Source organism: Exiguobacterium sp. 17-1, from assembly GCF_023096305.1.
In the GTDB taxonomy this organism is placed as follows: Bacteria; Bacillota; Bacilli; order Exiguobacteriales; family Exiguobacteriaceae; genus Exiguobacterium_A; species Exiguobacterium_A sibiricum_A.
Genome location: NZ_JALIGJ010000001.1, coordinates 16,734 through 37,780 on the forward strand (window position 1 = coordinate 16,734; position 21,047 = coordinate 37,780).

The 21,047-nt window shown below is 47.7% G+C and carries 20 protein-coding genes; 13 read left to right on the top strand and 7 right to left on the bottom strand.

Translation table 11 applies throughout. The annotated features are described in order from the left end of the window. Positions 1 to 11 precede the first annotated feature (11 nt). Genes MUN34_RS00125 through MUN34_RS00140 form a run of 4 tightly spaced genes read left to right on the top strand, consistent with a single transcriptional unit; the run spans position 12 to position 1,971 of the window. A complete protein-coding gene (locus MUN34_RS00125) occupies positions 12 to 488 on the top strand; it encodes a hypothetical protein (RefSeq protein WP_247856539.1) in 477 nt (158 codons plus the stop codon). 20 nt (positions 489 to 508) lie between these two features. Beyond that, positions 509 to 970: a DUF2101 family protein gene (locus MUN34_RS00130; protein WP_247856540.1), complete on the top strand. Its 462-nt coding sequence runs from the start codon at positions 509 to 511 to the stop codon at positions 968 to 970. Between the two features lie 18 nt (positions 971 to 988). After that, entirely contained in the window at positions 989 to 1,462 is a 474-nt protein-coding gene (locus MUN34_RS00135; protein WP_247856541.1) for a hypothetical protein, read from the top strand. A gap of 23 nt (positions 1,463 to 1,485) precedes the next feature. Continuing rightward, positions 1,486 to 1,971 (top strand): hypothetical protein, encoded by a 486-nt coding sequence (locus tag MUN34_RS00140; protein ID WP_247856542.1) that lies wholly within the window; start codon positions 1,486 to 1,488, stop codon positions 1,969 to 1,971. Between the two features lie 251 nt (positions 1,972 to 2,222). Here MUN34_RS00140 and MUN34_RS00145 read toward each other — a convergent pair whose 3' ends face one another. The 4 genes from MUN34_RS00145 to MUN34_RS00160 form a co-directional block, all read right to left on the bottom strand. Beyond that, on the bottom strand, positions 2,223 to 3,230 hold the full coding sequence (locus tag MUN34_RS00145) for a FecCD family ABC transporter permease (RefSeq protein WP_247856543.1): 1,008 nt from the start codon (positions 3,228 to 3,230) through the stop codon (positions 2,223 to 2,225). Further along, the gene (locus MUN34_RS00150; protein ID WP_481804372.1) at positions 3,227 to 4,228 is read right to left on the bottom strand and encodes a FecCD family ABC transporter permease; all 1,002 of its coding nucleotides are present in this window, start codon (positions 4,226 to 4,228) and stop codon (positions 3,227 to 3,229) included. Before MUN34_RS00150 ends, MUN34_RS00145 begins: the two co-directional genes overlap by 4 nt. A gap of 70 nt (positions 4,229 to 4,298) precedes the next feature. After that, complete coding sequence (locus MUN34_RS00155; protein WP_026827270.1) at positions 4,299 to 5,210, bottom strand: iron-hydroxamate ABC transporter substrate-binding protein; 912 nt, start codon at positions 5,208 to 5,210, stop codon at positions 4,299 to 4,301. 4 nt (positions 5,211 to 5,214) lie between these two features. Beyond that, positions 5,215 to 6,006, bottom strand: coding sequence for an ABC transporter ATP-binding protein (locus MUN34_RS00160; RefSeq protein WP_247856544.1), 792 nt, complete (start codon positions 6,004 to 6,006; stop codon positions 5,215 to 5,217). 184 nt (positions 6,007 to 6,190) lie between these two features. Between MUN34_RS00160 and MUN34_RS00165 the strand changes: the two genes are divergently transcribed. Together MUN34_RS00165 and MUN34_RS00170 are read left to right on the top strand one after the other, a co-directional pair. After that, positions 6,191 to 7,249: an NAD(P)/FAD-dependent oxidoreductase gene (locus MUN34_RS00165; protein WP_247856545.1), complete on the top strand. Its 1,059-nt coding sequence runs from the start codon at positions 6,191 to 6,193 to the stop codon at positions 7,247 to 7,249. A gap of 156 nt (positions 7,250 to 7,405) precedes the next feature. Continuing rightward, positions 7,406 to 8,701 (top strand): cation:dicarboxylate symporter family transporter, encoded by a 1,296-nt coding sequence (locus MUN34_RS00170; protein ID WP_026827273.1) that lies wholly within the window; start codon positions 7,406 to 7,408, stop codon positions 8,699 to 8,701. Between the two features lie 305 nt (positions 8,702 to 9,006). On the opposite strand, the gene MUN34_RS00175 is transcribed toward MUN34_RS00170, so the two are convergent. After that, positions 9,007 to 9,240, bottom strand: coding sequence for a DUF4305 domain-containing protein (locus tag MUN34_RS00175; RefSeq protein ID WP_012371633.1), 234 nt, complete (start codon positions 9,238 to 9,240; stop codon positions 9,007 to 9,009). 21 nt (positions 9,241 to 9,261) lie between these two features. Next, positions 9,262 to 9,954, bottom strand: coding sequence for a CPBP family intramembrane glutamic endopeptidase (locus tag MUN34_RS00180; protein ID WP_247856546.1), 693 nt, complete (start codon positions 9,952 to 9,954; stop codon positions 9,262 to 9,264). A gap of 220 nt (positions 9,955 to 10,174) precedes the next feature. On the opposite strand from MUN34_RS00180, the gene groES reads away from it, so the two are divergent. From groES to MUN34_RS00205, 5 genes are all read left to right on the top strand, one after another. Next, on the top strand, positions 10,175 to 10,459 hold the full coding sequence (groES, locus tag MUN34_RS00185) for a co-chaperone GroES (RefSeq protein WP_247856547.1): 285 nt from the start codon (positions 10,175 to 10,177) through the stop codon (positions 10,457 to 10,459). Positions 10,460 to 10,478: 19 nt separating this feature from the next. Next, entirely contained in the window at positions 10,479 to 12,116 is a 1,638-nt protein-coding gene (gene groL, locus MUN34_RS00190) for a chaperonin GroEL (RefSeq protein WP_012371630.1), read from the top strand. Positions 12,117 to 12,379: 263 nt separating this feature from the next. Continuing rightward, entirely contained in the window at positions 12,380 to 12,919 is a 540-nt protein-coding gene (locus MUN34_RS00195) for an ATP-binding protein (protein WP_026827276.1), read from the top strand. Positions 12,920 to 13,003: 84 nt separating this feature from the next. Next, positions 13,004 to 13,579, top strand: a complete 576-nt coding sequence (locus tag MUN34_RS00200) for a GNAT family N-acetyltransferase (RefSeq protein ID WP_026827277.1) — start codon at positions 13,004 to 13,006, stop codon at positions 13,577 to 13,579. Further along, complete coding sequence (locus MUN34_RS00205; RefSeq protein ID WP_026827278.1) at positions 13,566 to 14,507, top strand: HEAT repeat domain-containing protein; 942 nt, start codon at positions 13,566 to 13,568, stop codon at positions 14,505 to 14,507. Before MUN34_RS00200 ends, MUN34_RS00205 begins: the two co-directional genes overlap by 14 nt. Before the next feature lie 68 nt (positions 14,508 to 14,575). Here MUN34_RS00205 and MUN34_RS00210 read toward each other — a convergent pair whose 3' ends face one another. Next, positions 14,576 to 16,375: an LTA synthase family protein gene (locus MUN34_RS00210; RefSeq protein WP_247856548.1), complete on the bottom strand. Its 1,800-nt coding sequence runs from the start codon at positions 16,373 to 16,375 to the stop codon at positions 14,576 to 14,578. Positions 16,376 to 16,560: 185 nt separating this feature from the next. Here MUN34_RS00210 and MUN34_RS00215 point away from each other — a divergent pair, with 185 nt between their 5' ends. Together MUN34_RS00215 and MUN34_RS00220 are read left to right on the top strand one after the other, a co-directional pair. Further along, positions 16,561 to 18,720, top strand: coding sequence for a hypothetical protein (locus tag MUN34_RS00215; RefSeq protein WP_026827280.1), 2,160 nt, complete (start codon positions 16,561 to 16,563; stop codon positions 18,718 to 18,720). Between the two features lie 205 nt (positions 18,721 to 18,925). Beyond that, positions 18,926 to 20,959, top strand: coding sequence for an acyltransferase family protein (locus MUN34_RS00220; protein WP_247856549.1), 2,034 nt, complete (start codon positions 18,926 to 18,928; stop codon positions 20,957 to 20,959). The last annotated feature ends 88 nt before the right edge of the window (positions 20,960 to 21,047 follow it).

Consider the following 21,047-nt stretch of genomic DNA (forward strand, 5'->3'; position numbering starts at 1 on the left):
AGGAAAGCCGGATGCAAACGGCACGGGACGAACGGTTACACGAACTGACGCTTGCTTATATCGACAAGAGTCAACTGCAAAAGAACGGCTGGCTGATGGCGGCAGTAGCGGCGACGCTCGGCATTTTTTCGGAAACGATGGATTCAGCCCTTTACTTCGGTCTGTTGCCGCTTGTCTATCTGATTTTTGATTTCCCGTTCCAGCTGGAAAAACGCAGGATTTTAGAACGGTATCTCTCAAAAGATCAGATCATGACACAATCGATGCTGTGGCTCGGAATTCAGATTTTGTTATATGGCTCATTGCTCATGGTTGTACTCGAAACGAAAGGTCTGTCCTTATGGAAGATGACTTTTTGGATCATCTTGATTCTCGCTCCGATTTATTTCGCGACCGATTGGCTGTTTAAGAAAATGGCACGGTCAGGCGATCCCGACTTCGTCAGTGATCAGGAAGTGCATAAGCACGTGAAGTATCTGGAAGAATGACATCTAAAGGAGAGAACATCATGCGCACGGCACGGGACGAACGGTTACATGAGTTGACGCTGGCTTACATGGAGAAAGACCTTTTAGGAACGAAGTGGTTATGGACAGTTCTACTTTTGATGGGTATCGGGATTTTAATGACATGGTTTGATTCGGTTCTATTGACGCTGTTATTTCCGGCTGCTTTCCTTGGATCCAATCTTCGTTATCAAGTCAAAAAACGTCAGATTCTTGAATCGTACATTGGTGAAGAACTGGCAACCAGACACTGGCGGTTTTGGCTTGTCCAAAACGTTGTCTTAAGTGTTACTTTTGCAATCCTTTTGGTACAGACGGTGAAGATGTCGTTTTGGCAGATGTGGGGGACGATTCTGATTATTTTGGTCCCGATTTACTTGGTGTCTGAATGGTGGTTTAAAAGCCGTATGCGACGCGATGATCCGGATTTTGTCAGTGATCAGGAAGTGTACAAAAATGTGTAAAGTAGGAGCGAAAATCAAATGAATACACTGCTTGAAAAAAATACACGGTTAAACTTGCTTGGACCGCCGCTCAAAAAGCTTCAACATCTGACGCCGGTTCCGGTTTTGGTCCTCGCATTGATTGGTTGGTTCATTCCGGGTTTTTGGGAGACCGGACTGTTTACGTTATTTTCGATTACGGTACTGTGTTTAGGCGGTGTCGTCCGCGAAATCATGCGTCTGCGAATTTTAAAACAACGTCTTCCGGCTGAGTTGTATCAACAGACCGTTTTAAAGGTCGGTCGGGCTTCGATGCTCGGCTATCTTGTCCCTATCATTTTATTCTATGCAGGAATGATCTTTCCCCAGTATTCAAGTGTTTCCTTCACCTTGATTATGTTCTGGGTTTTTGCGATTACAGTATATGTCTCTCGATTAAATACGATAGCGAAACAACTGGATCCCGCGTTCGTGACGATGCGGGAAGTCGAGCAGTACCGGAAAAGAAGTTAGTTCGGTGGAAAGGGGAGAATGGTATGGAAGAGGTGGGACGACAACGAAAGCTTGATTATCTGCGCTTCACGAAACGTGCCCGGCGTGTTCAGACGGTATTTTTTCTACTCGTTTTGGTCGTCTTTTTGTTTTTGGCAGATGATTTGAATTTCTCTGAAGCATCGATGCATTATTTTTTACTGATTCCAGTCCTCGGCTACCAATGGACGGTTCGTTTGTTGAAGTACCGTTACTTCACAAAACGATTTGACCGGATGGAAGTTTGGGATCACCTCGGGTTGCCGTACATCGTCATTACGATTAGCGAGCTGCTGCTTGTCGTGGCGTCCCAGTTCTTGATTCCGTATGTGTCGCGACCAACGCTGATCGGACCGATTCTTGTCTTTTTACTGTCCGTCTTGTCACTCGACCGTCTCGTCGATTCCCGGATCAAACGGCTTGATCCGACGCATTTATCAGAACGCGAGCTGATTCTCGCGGAACGGGAAGCGCGGCGCGTAAAATATTGAATGATGTAATAAAACGATACGTAAAAAAACAACAGCAGCGATGGGAAGTTGAAATTCCTGTCGCTGCTGTTGTTTTTTTAGAAATGATTTGATTTACGAGACTCCTGCAGGAAGAAGCGCAAGGCAACTTGCGCTGTCAGAGACAAACAAGACCCGCTTTCCTGTCCAGATGGGCAGGAAAACTGGCTTGTGTCTCGCCTGAGGAAAGCGAGTGAAACAAGAAATCATTTCTTATTGGTTGATCAGTTTTCTTACTTCTTCAGCAGCAGATAGATAAAGTACGGTGCGCCGATTAACGCAACGACGATACCGGCAGGCACGCCGTCCGGATCGGCAATGTTGCGTCCTATTGTATCGGCCAGGACGAGCAAAAATCCGCCAATCAACAGCGCAATCGGTAAAAACCATTGATGACGGGGACCGACGAGCGCCCGGGCAATGTGCGGCGCCATCAAACCGATAAAGGAAATCCCACCGGTGACAGAGACGGCGGATGCAGCGAGTGCGACAGCCGTCAGCAACAGTTGAATCCGTTCCTTTTCAATCGATACGCCGACGCCAATTGCGACCGGTTCATTTAAGGCGAGCAGGTTGAGCTTGTTTGCTTTATAGAGTGTAAACGGAATCAGGACGATCAGCCACGGCAACAGAGCATAGACAAACGTCCAGTCCGTGCCCCAGATGTTACCGGCAAGCCATTTGGCAATGAAGTCGACCTTTTCGCGTTTTGTCGACGAGATCAGAATGACCATGATGCCGGACAACGCCATCGAAAAACCGACGCCGGTCAAAATCAACCGGATTGGTTGCAAGCCGCGATTCCGGTCGTAAGAAAGCGCGTAAATGGCTACGGCCGTCACTAAAGCACCTAAGAATGCCGCAACCGGTAATCCGTAGATAAATGAGCCGACATCAACCGGGAAATAGAGGAAGAAAATCGCCACCGCAACACCGGCTCCTGTGTTGATCCCGATGATTCCAGGGTCCGCCAATTCATTACGAGTGATGCCTTGCAAAATCGAACCGGACAAGGCAAGTGCCATTCCCGCAAGTAATGTAATGATAATTCGTGGCAGACGGAGCGAGAACAGGACAAAATCTTCTTTAAATGACCCTTGACCAAACAGTGTAGGAAGTAGGCGATCGTAAGAGAGCGACGCAGGCCCCAGACCGATACTGATGACAATCGTTCCGAGCAATAACAGACTTAATAATAAAAAGATCAGGCGTTGACGGTTGCGTAAACGGGTTTCCATCATGAGAAAACGTGACCTCCTTTACGGACAATCAACAAAAAGAACGGCAGTCCGAGCATCGAGACAATCGCAATGACTGGGGTCTCGTACGGTGCGAACAGCGTCCGGCCGATCGTATCGGCAAGCAGCATGAAGGTTGCTCCGAATACAGCCGTCATCGGCAGAATGTAACGGTAATCGGTCCCGACGATCGCCCGGACGATATGCGGAATCATCAATCCGATGAAGGCCATGTTGCCGACTAAGGCGACGGCAGCACCGGCAAGCAGGATGACGACGACGTACAACACGGCTTTGATCCGGGTGATGTTTTGACCAAGACCAAGTGCAACTTCTTCCGACAGGCTGAGAATCGTCAATTGACGTGCGAAAATCATCGCAATCAATGTACCGATGACGATGACCGGCGTAATGGCTTGAAGCTGTCCCCAGGTCGTGCCGACGAGACCGCCTGACGTCCATTGGGAGACGTCCTGAGCAATTTTAAAATAGATGCCGATTCCTTCCGCGATCGCATACAGGAAGGCGGAAATCGCAGAGCCGGCAAGGACGATCCGAAGCGGCGAAAAGCCGCCTTTTCGGGAAGCACCGATGCCGAAGACGAGTGCTGCGCCAAGTGCTGCCCCGAGGAAACAGGCGAGCATGATGCCGTAATAGTTGATGCCGGGAATGAAGACGAGTGCCAGGGCAAGGGCCGCATTGGCACCGGCTGTTAGACCGAGCAGACCGGGATCCGCCAACGGATTTCGGGTCATTGCCTGCATGATCGCCCCGGAGATGCCGAGGGCGGCCCCGACGAGAATCGCTGCCAGTTCACGCGGCAGCCGGATTTCCTGAATGATTTTTGCTTTATTGTTAAGCGGACCGAACGTCAAGGCGTTCCAGACTTCGCGGATCGTCGTATCGGCAGCACCAAACGTCATCGATAGCCAAAACATGATGACGAACAGAATGAGTCCGAATGAAATTTTTAAGCCAAAAGGTAGTCGAGCGGATGACACGGATATCGCCTCCAGTTTGTATGAATCCAAAAAAAGGAGGGAGCGATGAGGCTCCCTCCTTTAGTATACGTTACGCGCCAAGGAAATTTTTCTTGAAGAACTCCAGTTGACGTTCCAGTGTGAGTGGATCGTTGAAGTAGAACTCTTTTGAATCAACTTCGAAGACGTGGTTGTTTTTAACGGCAGGGATGTTTTTGTACGTGTCCGTTTTAGTGAACGAGTTGTCTGCTTCCGCTGTTTTGCTGAAGATCAGATAGTCGCCTGCATATTCCGGCAGAACTTCAGGTGATAACGCGTAATAGCCGTCTTTTAACGCCATTTCCGTGACTTTTTTAGGCATTTTCAATTTCATCTCTTGGTAGAGGATTTCTGTACCGCGGCCCCAGTTGTCGCCGAAGACGTACAGCTGTTTGTCGAAGCTTTCGATGACGGAAACCGTTTTGTCTTCACCGATTTTGGCTTTGATTTCTTTTCCGGCGTCCGCAGCACGTGTTTTGAAGTCTTTGACCCAGTCGCGTGCTTCCTGCTCTTTGTTGAGCAATTTACCGATTTCGATGTGTTGCGTCAAATAGTCGACTTTTCCGTATGTGTATGTGACGGTCGGTGCGATTTTTTTGAATTTATCGATGTTTTTTGTCGTGTTGTAACCGATGATGAGATCCGGATTGAGTTCGATGACTTTTTCGACGTTTTCTTCTGAAACTTCTTTGACGTTTTTCAGATCAAACTTCGGATTTGATTTAGACCATGAGTCGACACCAACGAGCGGGACGTCGAGCGCCATGACGTTTCCGGCAAAACCGGCGAGGACGACGACACGTTTCGGATTCGCCGGTACTTCGACGTCTCCGTTTTCGGATTTATAGGTAATCGTTTCTTTTTTTGTATCAGCGGACGATGTCTCTTCTTTTTTCTCCGTGTTGCCACAGGCGGCAATCACAAGCGTTAACAATAAAAGAACCGGTAATAGCAGTTTTTTCATGACTTCAATCTCCCTTAATTAAGTTGTAGGTGACGCACATCGGTTTATTCGTGCGCGGATCACGACCGATTTCGGCATCGATATGGAATACATCTTTCAGGACGTCTTTTGAGATGACTTCCTCACACGTTCCGGCTTTAACGACTTCACCGTCTTTCATGGCGATGATGTAGTCGGCGAAACGTGCCGCTTGATTCAAATCGTGTAACACCATCACGATGGTCCGGCCTTGTGTCCGGTTGAGCTGTTCCAGCAGCTCGAGGACTTCCAGCTGGTGGGCGAGATCAAGATAGGTGGTCGGTTCGTCGAGGAAAATGATGTCCGTTTCCTGAGCGAGGGCCATCGCGATCCAGACCCGTTGCCGCTGACCGCCGGACAAGGCGTCGACCGGACGATGTTTGAATGCCATCGTATCCGTCGCGTCCAGTGCCCAGTCGATGATCTCGTAATCATGTTTCGTCAGACGACCGAATCCTTTTTGATAGGGAAAGCGACCGTATGAGACAAGCTCTGCGACCGTCAGACCACTTGCACTTTCCGGTGTTTGCGGCAGGATAGCCATTTTCCGGGCAAGCAGTTTCGTACTTTCCTTCGCGATATCGAGACCATCGAGTAACGCGCGTCCCGATTGATGGGGAATGATCCGGGTCATCGCTTTCAGTAACGTCGATTTGCCGCATCCGTTCGCCCCGATGATCGTCGTGATTTGTCGATCGGGAATCTGAACCGTCAAGTCTTTGACGATGGTACGATCTCCGTAACCGATGCTGATTTCTTCTGTTGCTAGACGTACCATATGCACAGACTCCTTTTCGTTTAAAGCTGTATTCATTGATAATGATTATCACTATCGTCCACCTAACCATACCAGTTCGATAAAAACGCTGTCAACATTTTTTCTTGTCTTCAAGACATGTTCACGTTATCATTGGGAATGAGAATGATAATCAGTCGTATCGAATCGTGAGGGAGTGAGCGAGATGGAACAGCAGGAATTGTTCGATGTAACGGTAATTGGTGGAGGCCCAGCCGGGTTATACTCTACTTTCTATAGTGGACTACGCGGAATGAAGACGAAATTGATCGAATATCAGGCAGAACTGGGTGGAAAGATTCACGTCTATCCGGAGAAGATGATTTGGGACGTCGGGGGTCAGCCGCCCATTACCGGTGCAAAGCTGATGGAACAGCTGGTCGAACAAGGACTGACGTTTAATCCGACCGTTCATCTGAATGAAAAGATCATCTCGATCACGAAAGATGTGTTTGGCAATTTTGTGCTAGAGGCAGAATCGGGAACGGTCCACTATTCGAAGACGGTCATCGTTGCCGTCGGAGGCGGAATCCTCAACCCGCAGAAGCTGAAAATCGAAGGCGCTGAACGCTATGAAGTGTCGAACTTGAACTATACCGTCAAATCAATTGAACGGTTTAAGGATAAGACCGTCATTATTTCCGGTGGGGGTAACTCGGCAATCGATTGGGCGAACGAGCTCGAACCGGTCGCAAAAAAAGTTTACGTCACGTACCGGAAAGACTGCTTCACGGGGCACGAGGCGCAAGTTGAACAGCTCGTCAACAGCTCGGCTGTTTGTCTGCTCAATACGACGATCCATAAGCTGGTTGCGAGTGACGACCATCAACGGATTGCCTCGGTCGAACTGATCGATTGTGCAACAAGCGAGACGGTGGCGCTTGAGATTGACGAAGTCATCATCAACCACGGCTATGAGCAGGATGCCGAGTTGCTTGCGAACTGCGATCTTGAGTTGCAACAGGTCGATGATTTTTACATCGCCGGTACAGCATCAAGTGAGTCAAGTGTTCCCGGCCTTTACGCAGCAGGTGATATCCTGTCGCATGATGGCAAAGTTCATCTCATCTCCGGTGCATTCCAGGATGCAGCGAATGCTGTCAACCGGGCGAAGAAGTTTATTGAACCGGAGGCACCGAAAGTCGCGATGGTGTCGTCCCATAATGAAGTCTTTAAAAAACGGAATCGGGAATTGATTCAGGAAATGGTCAATCAAAATCGTTAACAGACAGAGCAAAAACGTGTTTCTACAGCCTTTTTGGCAGTAGGAACACGTTTTTTGTCCATTCTGTACTAATACAGAACGATTTGACATCTTGCTGTATTTAGGACAAAATTCACTTATGTGTTTTTAAAACGTGTGAAATTAAGGAGGCAGATTATGGCAGCAACGAAACGCAAACCACTTGGTCTTGCTTGGCAGATTTTAATCGGATTGATTCTCGGGATTACCGTCGGTGGTATCTTTTACGGGAATCCACATGTCGCGGAGTGGCTGAAGCCAATCGGTGATATCTTTATCCGGATGATGAAAATGATCGTCGTCCCAATCGTCTTTACAACAATCGTTCTCGGTGTCTCATCGGTCGGAAGTCCAAAAAGTCTTGGTCGTCTCGGCGCGAAGACACTTGGTTACTTTACAATCGTCACGATGATTGCGATCTTTACCGGATTATTCGCAGCAAACCTTGTTGAGCCGGGAGCCGGTATCAATATGGCGACGCTCGAAAAGACAGACATCTCAACGTACGTCGCAACGGAAGAAACGACGAAAGATCAAGGTCTTGTCGAGAAAATCGTTAATATCGTTCCGACGAACATCCTGGATGCGATGGTGCGTGGCGATATGCTGGCCATCATCTTCTTCTCGGTTCTGTTCGGACTTGGTGTCGGATTCGCGGGGGAAAAAGGTTTACCGGTCGTCCGCTTCTTCGAAGGTGTCGCGGCGGCAATGTTCAACCTGGTTAACATCGTCATGAAGTTCGCCCCAATCGGTGTCTTCGCCCTGATTGGTGTTACGGTCTCGACGTTCGGAATCGAATCACTCGGATCGCTCTTTAAATTGATTGGAACATTGTATGTCACGGCGCTTCTGTTCATGGTCATCGTCTTCGGATCGATCATGAAATGGGTCGGGGTTCGTGTCTCGGATTTCGTCCGTGTCTTCAAAGATGAATTACTCTTGACGTATTCGACGGCATCATCGGAAACGGTTTTACCGCGTGTCATGGAAAAACTCGAAAAAATGGGTGTTCCAAAGTCAATCGTCAGTTTCGTCGTTCCGACGGGTTACTCGTTTAACCTCGATGGATCAGCACTTTACCAAGCGATGGCGGCGTTATTCATCGCGCAGATGTACAACATTGATTTATCGATCGGCACGCAGTTGACGCTTGTCTTCGTGTTGATGTTGACATCAAAAGGGATGGCTGCTGTACCGGGCGTCTCGTTCGTAGTATTGCTCGCGACACTCGGAACGGTTGGAATTCCGCCTGAAGGTCTTGCCTTCATCGCCGGGATCGACCGGATCATGGACATGATGCGTTCTGTCGTCAACGTGACAGGGAACACGCTTGCTTCACTCGTCATCGCGAAGTGGGAAGGTGTTCTGGATTCCGACCAGCTCGACGAGTTCATGTCGACGGAAGGTAAGCAGGATAAAGTGAAAAGTGCATAACAGGTACGACAGCAGACCAGATGAATCGTCATCTGGTCTTTTTTGTTATCTTAGAAATAGGAGGACGTAATCTGTTGTTCGCTGACCGCGGTATCGTGTTTGTCACGCCCGCTTTTCTCGGGCGGAACGCAAGCCGCTGTCGTCTCTGACGACAGGGTCTCGCCTGTTCCTGACGGAAGCGGAGCTTCCTTTTCCCGCAGAAGTCGGGCGAAACACACGATACCTTCCTTTTGTCGAATCGTTACATCGTTTGATAGGATCAGAAAAAAATGAGATCACCGAGTCCTCGGCGATCTCATTTTACATTATTTCTTGTCGTCCTTTTTTTCCTGTTCTTTCTTGATCATCTTCTTGGCTGCCATCCGGAAGCGGAAGATGAGGTAGAGACGGTAAAAGTCGACCGCTGCGAACAGCGTCAAGAGGATTGTCCAGAAGTTGAAGACCGTTCCGGCCTCAATCGAATTGCTGTACGCGAGGTACATGAACAGAATACCGAAGATGGCATAAAACAATGCCATGAAGTTTGAACCTTGTCGCATGAAAACACTACCTTTCGTTAATTAAGTCGTTGCGTAGAGGGCAAGCACGACGATGCCGTTATTAAAGACGTGAATGGCGATCGGCGCGATGATGCGGCGGGTCTTGACGAAGACGAGCGAGAAAACAAAACTCATCGTAACGTAAATCAAGAACTTGTTGTCATCGTGAATCAGACCGAAGATGACACCACTGAGGATGAAACTGAAGATGAAGTTCAGTTTCGTCGAGAGGTTTCCGAACATGATATGGCGGAACAAAAATTCTTCCATGATTGGACCAAGTAGGACGACCATGACTTGAAGAATCGGAATGACTTTGATTGCTTGTATGATTTGATCCGTGTTCTGTGATTTTGCAATATTGTCAATACCACCGGACAGCCAAGCATCCACCAGATTGACGCTGATCAGCGAGACATACAGTAAGACAATCCCGATCCCGATCCACTTTAACGTATCCATCGTATCGGTCTGATTACCTTCAGCTTTCCACTTCTGCCAATCAGGACGTAAACAATAGAAGGAAACGATGACAGCTAGAGTAAAACCAATCGCGAGCCACCAGCCGACTACACCCGAAATTTGATCTTTTGGTATGAAATACTTGAACGAGCCTGGGACAAGTTGCACGATTAAATAAATCACGATCGGAATGACGTGACGGATTTGCCACTTCTCAGCCATGTTAAACGGCAGATTGACGGAATTTTTCATCGGTCGGGACACAACTCCTTTGTAATGAAGGTACTGTCCCGATTGTAACAAACAAACCGACCGGGCGCACGAATGGTGATGGTTCAAAGATGGCGATTTCGGGAAAACGCATAAGGGTTCGGGCTTGAATTCCAACCGAAAACCGTTTAAGATAAAAATATGTTAGCACTCCAATTAAGTGAGTGCTAAAAAACAGTCATGTTCAAGGAGGATGTTTCGCATGTTAAAACCACTTGGTGATCGCATCGTGATCGAAGTCGTTAAAAAAGAAGAAACAACACTCGGAGGAATCGTTCTTCCTGGGTCAGCGAAAGAAAAGCCGCAAGAGGGTAAAGTCGTCGCTGTCGGTACAGGCCGTGTGACGGAGCAGGGTGTCCGTGTACCACTTGAAGTGAATGTCGGGGACCACGTCATCTATGCGCAATACGCAGGGTCAGAAGTAAAAATTGATGGCAACGAATACTTAATCTTACGCGAAAGCGATATTTTAGCAGTAGCAAACTAATCAAAGGGGGATTTCAGTCATGGCAAAAGATATCTTATTCAGTGAAGAAGCACGCCGGGCGATGCTTCGCGGAGTAGACGCATTAGCGGACGCAGTCAAGGTGACGATCGGACCAAAAGGACGTAACGTCGTTCTCGAACGTAAATTCGGTTCACCACTCATCACGAATGATGGTGTGACGATCGCAAAAGAAATCGAACTCGAAGATCACTTCGAAAACATGGGCGCGAAGCTTGTCGCAGAAGTCGCATCGAAAACGAATGAAATCGCAGGGGATGGTACGACAACAGCGACAGTCCTCGCACAAGCGATGATCCGCGAAGGACTCAAAAACGTCACAGCGGGTGCGAACCCGATGGTCATTCGTAAAGGAATCGAAAAAGCAGTCCGTCGTGCCGTCGAAGAACTGCATGCGATCGCAAAACCAATCGAAGGCAAAGAAGCGATCGCACAAGTTGCGGCGATTTCAGCTGCTGACGAAGAAGTTGGTCAATTGATTGCGGAAGCAATGGAACGTGTGGGTCAGGACGGCGTTATCACAATCGAAGAATCACGCGGCTTCACGACGGAACTTGATGTCGTCGAAGGCATGCAGTTCGATCGTGGCTATGCATCACCATACATGATCACGGATTCCGATAAGATGGAAGCGGTCCTTGAGAACCCATACATCTTGATCACGGACAAAAAGATTTCGAACATCCAGGAAATCCTGCCGGTCCTTGAGCAAGTCGTTCAACAAAACAAACCACTCTTGATCATCGCGGAAGACGTCGAAGGCGAAGCACTCGCGACACTCGTCGTCAACAAACTCCGTGGAACGTTCAACGCTGTTGCCGTTAAAGCACCAGGTTTCGGAGACCGTCGTAAAGCGATGCTCGAAGACATTTCGATCGTTACTGGCGCAGAACTGATCACAGAAGAACTTGGTCTTGATCTCAAAGAAACACAAATTACGCAACTCGGCCGCGCGTCGAAAGTCGTCGTCTCAAAAGACAACACGACAATCGTCGAAGGTAACGGACACAGTGATTCAATCACAGCGCGTGTCGGAGCAATCCGTTCACAAATCGAAGAAACGACAAGCGACTTCGATCGTGAAAAACTGCAAGAGCGTCTCGCGAAACTCGCAGGCGGCGTAGCTGTCGTCAAAGTCGGCGCAGCGACAGAAACGGAACTGAAAGAACGTAAACTCCGGATTGAAGATGCGCTCAACGCGACACGCGCAGCCGTCGAAGAAGGAATCGTTGCTGGTGGAGGAACAGCCTTCATCCACGTCACGAAAGCCGTTGAATCGATTCTGGCTGTCACAACAGGCGACGAAGCAACAGGTGTCAACATCGTTCTTCGTGCGCTCGAAGCACCACTCCGCCAAATTGCGGAAAATGCCGGTCAAGAAGGTTCCGTCATCGTCGAGCGTCTCAAGCATGAAGCACAAGGCATGGGGTACAACGCGGCGACAGACGAGTATGTCGACATGATCGAAACAGGAATCGTCGATCCGGCGAAAGTAACGCGTTCAGCACTTCAAAACGCAGCGTCTGTTTCAGCGATGTTCTTGACGACAGAAGCCGTTATCGCCGATAAACCAGAACCAGCTGGTGCACCTGCAATGCCTGATATGGGCGGCATGGGTGGAATGGGCGGCATGATGTAATTTAGCTACATGAATTCCTGATTAATGGGGTTCGTGTTTGGTAATTCACTTTTAACGTTCTAGAAGGTCCTTTGTAAGTTCTTTGAACTTATAAAGGGCCTTCTTTTTTTAGTATGGAATTTCTTTTGATATGAATAAAATTATTTTTGGATTATTTGAAAAATTAGTAGTCTATTTTCAAATAAATGTAATTTCAATTCAGGAAAACTATATAATTAGAAGTCTAGTATAGTAAGCGGTAAAACTGTAAGGAGGAATGAAGCATGGAGAACAGGATTCATATCATGGGTGCTTCGGGATCCGGAACATCCACACTGGGAAAAGCTTTAGCAGAGGTTCTACGATGTAATGCTTTAGATACAGATGATTATTTTTGGATATCTAAATTTACTGAACAACGACCTATACCTGACAGGATAGAAATGCTGAAAAATGATTTGTCCAAATCCGAAAAATGGGTTTTATCAGGAGCTGTTGTGAAGTGGGGAGAATGCTTAGAGTCGCATTTTGATCTCGTTGTTTTCTTATGGGTTCCGCCACAAACCAGACTTGCAAGATTACAGCAACGTGAAATAGCACGATATGGAGAAGAAGTATTGCCGGGTGGCGATAAGTATGAACAATCGCAAACTTTTCTTAAGTGGGCTGCTCTGTATGATCATGCAGGTATGGAAGTAAGAAGCAAAATTTTACATGAACAGTGGATGCAAAAATTATCTTGTCCGATCTTAAGAATTGAAGGCGACTATTCTATTGAAGAATGTGTTACAAGGGTTAAACAGTATTTGGATAAAAATATTTAAACTAATGTTAAAATTCAGAAGAAGTATTTAATATTTTTTTTATGAAGTGTTACCTTGGAAATTACATAGCAAAGGATGAGTTCAATGGATCCGTTTGAAAAAATTATAATTCAGCCGTTAAAAGATTATCTTGTAACTATCGTCAACACGACTAATGACTTCTTTCCGATCATCGGTAAGCTTATTCCGAATTTTTCGAACGGCATCTGGTCCTATGAAGAAGAGTTATATGATACTCCATCTGAAATCCGCTTTCCGGATGACAAATTGGATTGGTCTGCTTATATCGACAGCAGTGAAAAAATTGTCTTGTTAGCTTTCCATGAAGACACTTGCATCGGTCAAATCCGTCTCGTGAAAGACTGGAACCGTTTTGCCTATATTGAAAACATTGCTGTCAAAAAGGATTTCCGGAAAAGCGGTGTCGGTCACTTATTGCTTGAAGCAGCAGAAACCTGGGCGAAGGGACAGTCGTTGATTGGCCTATCGCTTGAAGCACAAAACGATAATCTGATTGCCTGCCGTTTTTACGTCAAAGAAGGATTTGTCCTTGGTGGTGTGGATACGCTGAAACAATCCGCTAATCCGAACATTGATTTGACACTATACTGGTACAAGATTTTTTCGGAAACTGAAGGAACTGCCGATGAACAAGGATGAATTGATCGCATTAGCGGAACAGATGTCGATTGATGAATATGTGTACGATGAAGAACGAGGTTATTCCACGAGTGAAGGTTCGCCGTCTGACTTGGCGTATGAAATAGCACGGCGCTTTCAGGATGTTCAAATGCTTCCTGTGTTAATGGACCTGCTTGAACAGACGAAGCGACTAGAAATGAAACAGTATTTCTACTTTATGCTTGGCACGATTGGTACGAATACAGGCGACGTCCTTGTTGTTAACCTACTGTTAGAACGGCTGGCACAAGAGACAAAGCCGACATTAATCGTCAAAGTCCTTGATGAACTGGCGAAACAGGAACAGGTGGACGATGCGGCAGCTATCATCAAGTATGTCGAGGATCCTCGTTCGGCTGTTCGAAATTCGGCAATTGAGGCATTACGTGTCTGTCGGGGAGATGCAGTAGAGGATGCTTTAATTCGATTTATTACGACCTCCACTGATTCATTTGAAATCACAAGTGCAAATTTTGTGTTGGCAACAATCGGAACGAAGCGGGTGATTCCGTATCTGTTACCGCTCCTAGATCATCCGAAAGGTGATGTCCGGCACTCGGCACTCAATGCGCTCAGTGAACTTGGAGACGATTCGTTCCTGCCGTTGTTTTTAAAAGGTTTGGAGGATCGGTCAATCGACGTCAAAACGTATGCCTTGCTCGGAATTGTGAAACACGGAGATGCATCCGCCATTCAGCCGGTCATCAAACGGCTGAAAATAATGTTGAAGCGGAAGCGGCAGATTCAAAGTGACGAAGGCCTGGCTGCACTGCGTTTTTTAAATCGCTATCGACAATCCGACAAGACGATTCCGGTGTTATTTGACTGGATCGTCGCGAAAAAATGGAATGTTATGTTTGACGACGAGCAAGACTGGCTGAATGAGCATCTCGAAGGCAACAGATGATCTGTACAATCTAGATTCATCAACAATAAAAAAAGACGAAACCGGATTAAAGTCCGGCTTCGTCTTTTTTACTTCAACCCGTTCTTTTCAATGATCGCGTCCGACAGACGCAAATCGTTCCGCACCTGTTTCGTCTGCGGTCGGCACATGTCGCGCGCGACCGCTTCTTTTGTCGAGACGTCATAACACGTGCCATTGCCCGCTTTCCCGGTCAGCTTCGCTTTGTAATAGTAGTTTTTATAACGGAATGAACCGTCGCGGAACGCTGTCAGGTTCGGTTCGTCATCAAGCAACGAGTGTCCCGTCATGTACGGGGCGTCGAGATTGAGTAAATCGACGATCGTCGGGGCGATATCGATTTGTCCGCCGTTTTCCTGGATCGTTTTACCCGTGTCCTGATTCGGTTTCTTGATGAACAGCGGTACACGGCGGTCGAGTTCAAAAGCATCGACAGCATTGTCGATTTGCGCTTTTTGCTGCATCTCACTGTCTTTGTTCGTCAGACCGCTGTCATGATCGCCGTAAAAGATAACGAGTGTGTCGTCCCACATGTCTTTTTTCTTCAATTCCTTGACCATCTGTCCGACGGCCCCGTCGACATAACGGATCGTTTGATAATACCGTTTCAGCATCGGATCCTCGTAACCGGACAGATCCAGCTCCCGTTTATCTTTTGGAATCTCATACGGCGTGTGACTCGTCAGGGCGACGAGGAACGAGAAGTACGGTTCCTTGAGTGTTTCCATATGCTCGATCGATGTCGTCAAAAACTGTTTATCGTTTAACGCCATCCCGATTTCTTGTTGATCGGGATAATCCTTTTGGCTGAAGAAGTGATTGAAGCCCAGATTCTGATACACTTGATCCCGATTCCAGAATCCTTTTTCATAGGCATGCATGGCAGCGGTGTCGTAACCGTTATCGCGCAACAATTCGGGTAACGCTCCGAATTCATTGTCCGGGAACCGGGTGTAGACCGAACCCGACTTCAACGGATAGAGCGACGTGTTCGTGATGAATTCCGCGTCCGAGGTCCGCCCTTCATGGGTCTGATGATAAAACGACGGGAAGTACAGCGATTCTTGTTTCAACCTATTCAAGTTCGGTGTCAACGTTTGACCGTTTACTTTTTGGTCGATGACCGATTCCTGGAACGATTCCAATTGGACGAGAATGATATTCGGTTTTTTCGTGACGCCGTCTGCGTCTGAAGTCGAGTTGTCCTCGATTCGTTGGCGCTCAGACGCGGTCAAGGCTTCATTCGGAGCGATTGCCCCTTGGATGCCGCGGAACAGATCGAGTCCATGGTATCCCCAGAAACCGAGCTGATAATAGTCCCGCATGTCGGAGACCGACTGGCTGAGCCGTTGATCTTCTTTGACGACGCTGTAGGTGACTGGCGCAGCAAACAGGATTACACCCGTGAGGAAGACAAGACCTGCCGTCTTCTGGCGTTTGCTTTTCGTGACCGCAAACGTCTTGTTGCGTGTAAAGAAGAGAATCGCTAAGAAAATCAGGCTGTCCGCAAACAACAGGAAGTCGGACGGCAGGATCAGGGCGGCGAAACCGCTGCTGACATCACCCATCTGCAACATCTGCGACATCAACGAGACTGACAGGAAATCTTCGAAGTAACGGTAGTACCACAGATCGGAAATCAAGAGGAAGCTGTGGGCAATTAAAAGACCCAACCAAATCCAGCGGCGTTTGTTCCACTGGATCAACAGCGTCCAACTCGACAGCACGAACATCCCGCCGAGGTTCATGAAAAAGAGGTCAACCGGGAAAGCGGTGTTGGTATAAAAGCTGAACAGCACGAATTTTAACGTGCCTAACAATAAGTAGAGGGCGTAACCAAATACAATCATAATATTCTCCTAACGTTCGTCATTATTGTGAAGTAGTCTATACCCTCAACTAAATGGGAACGAACGTTTGAATCGGTTGGGATATGTTTGTCATTGACCTGATGTATCAAAAAACATCTGAATAGAAAAAATAAATGGAATAAAATAGAATTAATCACTGAATTTTGAAAGGATGTTCTACATACATGAACTGGAAACATTGGATGGGAGGTGCCGCGGTCGTCTGCGGAACCTGGTTAACGCTGACGACATTGACGGAAGCAGCACCGTACGACATTAAAAAGAATGATCAAGCAATCATCGGATTTTATGACTTAGAAACGAAGCAGACGACACCGTATCCAAGCGGCGTTTCACCATACGCGTTCCTGCGGGCGGACTCTGCGGACAAGACATGGTTCCTGTTCCAGGACGATTACTTTGACGAAAGCTTCCAGCCGTACTATTTGATGAATGCCAAAACCGGTACATCGGAAGAAGTAAAGCTTCCGGCTAACCTGGAGTATTTACGGGTTCTCGATCAAAATCATCTTATGGCGCGCGGGATCTCGGATGCGTTTCATATAGTAGAGCGGCAGGGAAACGAATTCGTCATCAGCGATACACTAAAGGATGGACGTAGTCCCTCCGTTCAGTGGATCAGTCCAAATCGTTTCTCCCTGATCCGTGACGGGGTTGCCGACTGGTACGATGTGAAGACAGACGGGACGTTTGAAAAAGTCCGGACCGTCGAAGTAAACAGCTTTTATTCGTTAACCGGCGACTGGATTCTTGATGTCAGCAAAACAGCTGTAATTCGGAATGTCGAAACGAAGCAGACGTACGCCTTACCGAATAAACGGACCGATCAGGTTGTCCGTGGCGCCTATGAGACGGCAGACAGTTTGTATATCCAATTGACGGAAGAGGACGAGACAAAAGACGATCACCAATCAACTTCCTTGTATGTTCTAAACAAGCAAACAGGACAAGTCAAAACACTCGTCGACTATTCCGACGGTCTGGCACAGGAAGTTCTGACGGATGGACGCGCCGTTTACCGGGTGAACGGTCAAACGACGCTGCTCGACTTTAAAGCGTATTTACGTCAACCGATTGCGATTGACGATCGGACGAAAGCGGATACGGCATTTCTTGAAAAGACGGCATTGACACCGGATGTCCAACTGACGCGAATCGACGGGACAACGGAGCCGCTTGCGCTTCGAGATATTACGTTTACGGGCGACGTGGACCAGGAGAACGGTGTCCGGATTCCGACGAGTCAAAAGCGGATTTACAATACGGCCTATACAGTCGCGTATACGGCGGAAACAGGTGTCGTCCTGAAAGACACGACGCGTTATCAACACAAACGCTATTTGACGGCGACGCTCGATTCACTGAAGGAAGTCAAAGAAGGGGTCTATACGTACCCGATTGATCTGGGACAGGCTGATGTACCGGTCAACGTGTTCCGTCAGGACGGAACACTTATCAACAGTGCGGTCTCGGACGAGAAGGGGATGCTGACCATCGGACTCGGCACGACCGGATTGCTCGGGCAGCCGGTCTCGTTTAAAATCGGTGACGAAAATACGTTCGATCAGAAAACGACGGTACAACGGACGGTCGCCGGATACGAAATTCCGCGTGTGACCCAGTCGACGAATACGAATTTCAAAACCTTTACGTACCGGTTGGAGAGTAAACAGGACGGCGGAACGTATACCGTCTATCATGGAAAGAAAAAAATCACAGCCGTTCCGGCAACGAAGAAGACGGAACTGACGATTCCGTATACCAATCAACTGGCCGAGTACCGGATTGTCCGTTCCGGCAGTTACGTCTCGAAATCACTGGCGTTAAAAGACAGCGTGATGTTGTACAGTACGTTAAACAATCCGTTAAACGACGAACAGACGACAATTGACGGTGTACTCGATGCGGATGCGTCTTACGGAAAACTCTACATCGACGGCAAGTACACAGCGTACATCGACCGGAAGAAAACACGGATTTTCGCCATCCCGACCAAACCGTTGAAAGCCGGCCAGGTCGTCAAGCTCGTGGCGCGCAAAGGAACGCAACTGCAGGTTTCCGAGCAACGGGTCGTCGCAGCCGGTAATCCGACGCTGAAATCGTACACGACGACACTAAGTCCGACGAGTACAGCCTGGAAAGTCAAAGCGACAAAAGGCAAGACGATTGTCGTGACGATCAATCAAAAGCGGTATACAAAAATCGCGACCGGCAAAACACAGACGATGACGTTCCCGAAACAAAAACGCGGCACACGTGTGACGGTTCATGCGGAATCAATCAAATTACGCAAGAGTAAAATCTTTACACTGACTGTGAAATAAGCCGGATATAATACGACTCTTCCACGCTGGAGGAGTCGTATTTGTTATGGGAAAAAACGAATAAATTGTAAAATTTAATTTCTAAATGTTGTGGATTTTATGAGTATTTTACTTTAGGATGAATTGGTGCGTGTCTAACGATGGAGGAAAAAATTTCAATTCAATTTTTTCTGTATGAGAAAAAAAGTATAGGAGCTAATACAAAATGAATCAACTGAATCAAAAAGAAGCACCGCCTCAAAAACTCATTAACACCAAAAGCCAGTTCCGCCCTGAAATCGAGGGGTTGCGTGTTGTCGCCGCCCTGCTCGTCGCGGTCTATCATATTTGGTTCAACCGTGTCTCGGGTGGTGTCGATGTGTTCTTCGTCATCTCCGGATTCCTGATTACGACGTCGATTATCTCGACGATCAACCGGACGGGTGAATTTCGTTTCCTGCCTTATGTGACAAAATTAATTAAACGGCTGTTGCCGTCGGTTCTGTTCATTTTGGCCGTCGTCCTCGTTCTCAGTTCATTTTTACTGCCGCAATCGATTCTAGAGAAGACAATTCGTGAAGTCGTCGCCTCGATGTTCTTCTATCAAAACTGGCAACTCGCTATCTCGAGTACGGATTACCTGGATGCGAGTCAGATGAAATCGCCGGTCGAACATTTCTGGGCACTGTCGATTCAAGGTCAGTTCTATATGATTTGGTTTGTTCTGTTCTCATTCATCTTATGGATGGTCAAGAAGTATACGATTAAAAACGTCAAACCGATGATCAACACGATTTTAGGGGTGTTGTTCGTCACATCGTTAAGCTATTCGATTTATTTAACTGAAGTCAATCAGCCATGGGCATATTTCATCACGATGACGCGCGTTTGGGAATTTGCCTTAGGCAGCCTGCTTTGCATCAACCTGTCGTCGATCCATGTTCCGAAATGGATGGCGACCTTGATGGGCTGGCTCGGTCTGATTGGTCTTGTCCTGACCGGTATCCTCTTTAACGTTTCTCAAATGTTCCCGGGTTACATCGCCCTTTGGCCGATGACCTGTGCATTGTTCATCGTCTTGTCCGGAACACGCGACACGACGTTCGGCATCAAACGTTTCCTCGGATCAAAGCCGATGGTCAAACTCGGAGGCATCGCCTTCGGAATTTACCTTTGGCACTGGGTCCTGCTTGAATTTTACCGCTACAACGTCCAGCAGACACCGGGCTTCCTCATGGGAACGGCCATCATTCTGTCAGCGATTTTATTGTCGTACCTGATGACGGAATTTATTGAAAAACCGATTCGCAGTGCAAAAGTCGACCGGGCGGCTTTCAAGAAGCTCGGCATCATGATGAGCATCAATGTCTTGTTGATCGGGTCACTCTTCGGACTGAAATATTTCGAAGAACAGGAATTAAAGAACGGTGTCAGCGCAAGCGATTATCCGGGCGCAATGGCCGTCAAGAATCCGGACAAAACGCCGGAGCACGATCCGTTCCCATCGTATGCGAATGTCTTTGATGATCTGCCGCTCGTCCATGTCGACGGCAGCAACCAAGGACTAAATAAAAGTGACGTCAAAGTCGGCGAATACGGTGAGACGAAAGACTACATCGCGACCATCGCTCTTGTCGGGAGCTCACACTCGGAGCAGTGGTTCGGAGCGATTCATGAAGCCGCAAAAGGTGAGAAGTACCGGGTCTTGAACATCACCCGTTCCGGGACACGCTTCTCGACCGGCTACGACGATAACGTCCTGAAAGGCGTCTGGAATCAAAACGTCCTCAACTATTTGAAGGATGCTGATGTCGATCTGATCATCTCGCACGTCACGGCGGCGGATGCGACGAAAGATAAGATTCATCAACAGATGGTCGATCAAATGCAGTACGTCAAGGACGAGTACGGCATCGATGGTCTGGCGCTGCGGGATAATCCGCGTTACAGCTTCAATGTCCTCGAATCGCTTGAGACGACGAACATCAAGGAAACGACGAAAAAGATGAACGCCGAAGTCAACCAACGCGATGAAGCGTACTGGAAAAACTTCGAAAAGACGAACAAGTCGCTCTATAAACTCGATTTAACGGATCACTTCCGGGTCGATGGCGAATTCCGTCCTGTCATCGGGAACGTCGTCATCTATCGTGACGTCAGTCATATAACGAACTCGTATGCTGAAAGCTTCGGACCGGTCTTCAAACAGAAACTGAATGAAGTCGTGACGGATATCCTGAAGAAAAAAGAAGAAAAGTAAGAACTGAAACACTTCCGCTTATGGGTGGAGGTGTTTTTTGTAGAGAAAACAGGTCTTTGGAATAATTTGGGGAATATAACAGGGAACG

What these genes read in the sequence shown, in the direction of transcription:
- MUN34_RS00125 (WP_247856539.1), top strand. Translation starts at nt 12, where the DNA reads ATGCAAACGGCACGGGACGAACGGTTACACGAACTGACGCTTGCTTAT.
- MUN34_RS00130 (WP_247856540.1), top strand. Translation starts at nt 509, where the DNA reads ATGCGCACGGCACGGGACGAACGGTTACATGAGTTGACGCTGGCTTAC.
- MUN34_RS00135 (WP_247856541.1), top strand. Translation starts at nt 989, where the DNA reads ATGAATACACTGCTTGAAAAAAATACACGGTTAAACTTGCTTGGACCG.
- MUN34_RS00140 (WP_247856542.1), top strand. Translation starts at nt 1,486, where the DNA reads ATGGAAGAGGTGGGACGACAACGAAAGCTTGATTATCTGCGCTTCACG.
- MUN34_RS00145 (WP_247856543.1), bottom strand. Translation starts at nt 3,230, where the DNA reads ATGATGGAAACCCGTTTACGCAACCGTCAACGCCTGATCTTTTTATTA.
- MUN34_RS00155 (WP_026827270.1), bottom strand. Translation starts at nt 5,210, where the DNA reads ATGAAAAAACTGCTATTACCGGTTCTTTTATTGTTAACGCTTGTGATT.
- MUN34_RS00160 (WP_247856544.1), bottom strand. Translation starts at nt 6,006, where the DNA reads ATGGTACGTCTAGCAACAGAAGAAATCAGCATCGGTTACGGAGATCGT.
- MUN34_RS00165 (WP_247856545.1), top strand. Translation starts at nt 6,191, where the DNA reads ATGGAACAGCAGGAATTGTTCGATGTAACGGTAATTGGTGGAGGCCCA.
- MUN34_RS00170 (WP_026827273.1), top strand. Translation starts at nt 7,406, where the DNA reads ATGGCAGCAACGAAACGCAAACCACTTGGTCTTGCTTGGCAGATTTTA.
- MUN34_RS00175 (WP_012371633.1), bottom strand. Translation starts at nt 9,240, where the DNA reads ATGCGACAAGGTTCAAACTTCATGGCATTGTTTTATGCCATCTTCGGT.
- MUN34_RS00180 (WP_247856546.1), bottom strand. Translation starts at nt 9,954, where the DNA reads ATGAAAAATTCCGTCAATCTGCCGTTTAACATGGCTGAGAAGTGGCAA.
- groES (WP_247856547.1), top strand. Translation starts at nt 10,175, where the DNA reads ATGTTAAAACCACTTGGTGATCGCATCGTGATCGAAGTCGTTAAAAAA.
- groL (WP_012371630.1), top strand. Translation starts at nt 10,479, where the DNA reads ATGGCAAAAGATATCTTATTCAGTGAAGAAGCACGCCGGGCGATGCTT.
- MUN34_RS00195 (WP_026827276.1), top strand. Translation starts at nt 12,380, where the DNA reads ATGGAGAACAGGATTCATATCATGGGTGCTTCGGGATCCGGAACATCC.
- MUN34_RS00200 (WP_026827277.1), top strand. Translation starts at nt 13,004, where the DNA reads ATGGATCCGTTTGAAAAAATTATAATTCAGCCGTTAAAAGATTATCTT.
- MUN34_RS00205 (WP_026827278.1), top strand. Translation starts at nt 13,566, where the DNA reads ATGAACAAGGATGAATTGATCGCATTAGCGGAACAGATGTCGATTGAT.
- MUN34_RS00210 (WP_247856548.1), bottom strand. Translation starts at nt 16,375, where the DNA reads ATGATTGTATTTGGTTACGCCCTCTACTTATTGTTAGGCACGTTAAAA.
- MUN34_RS00215 (WP_026827280.1), top strand. Translation starts at nt 16,561, where the DNA reads ATGAACTGGAAACATTGGATGGGAGGTGCCGCGGTCGTCTGCGGAACC.
- MUN34_RS00220 (WP_247856549.1), top strand. Translation starts at nt 18,926, where the DNA reads ATGAATCAACTGAATCAAAAAGAAGCACCGCCTCAAAAACTCATTAAC.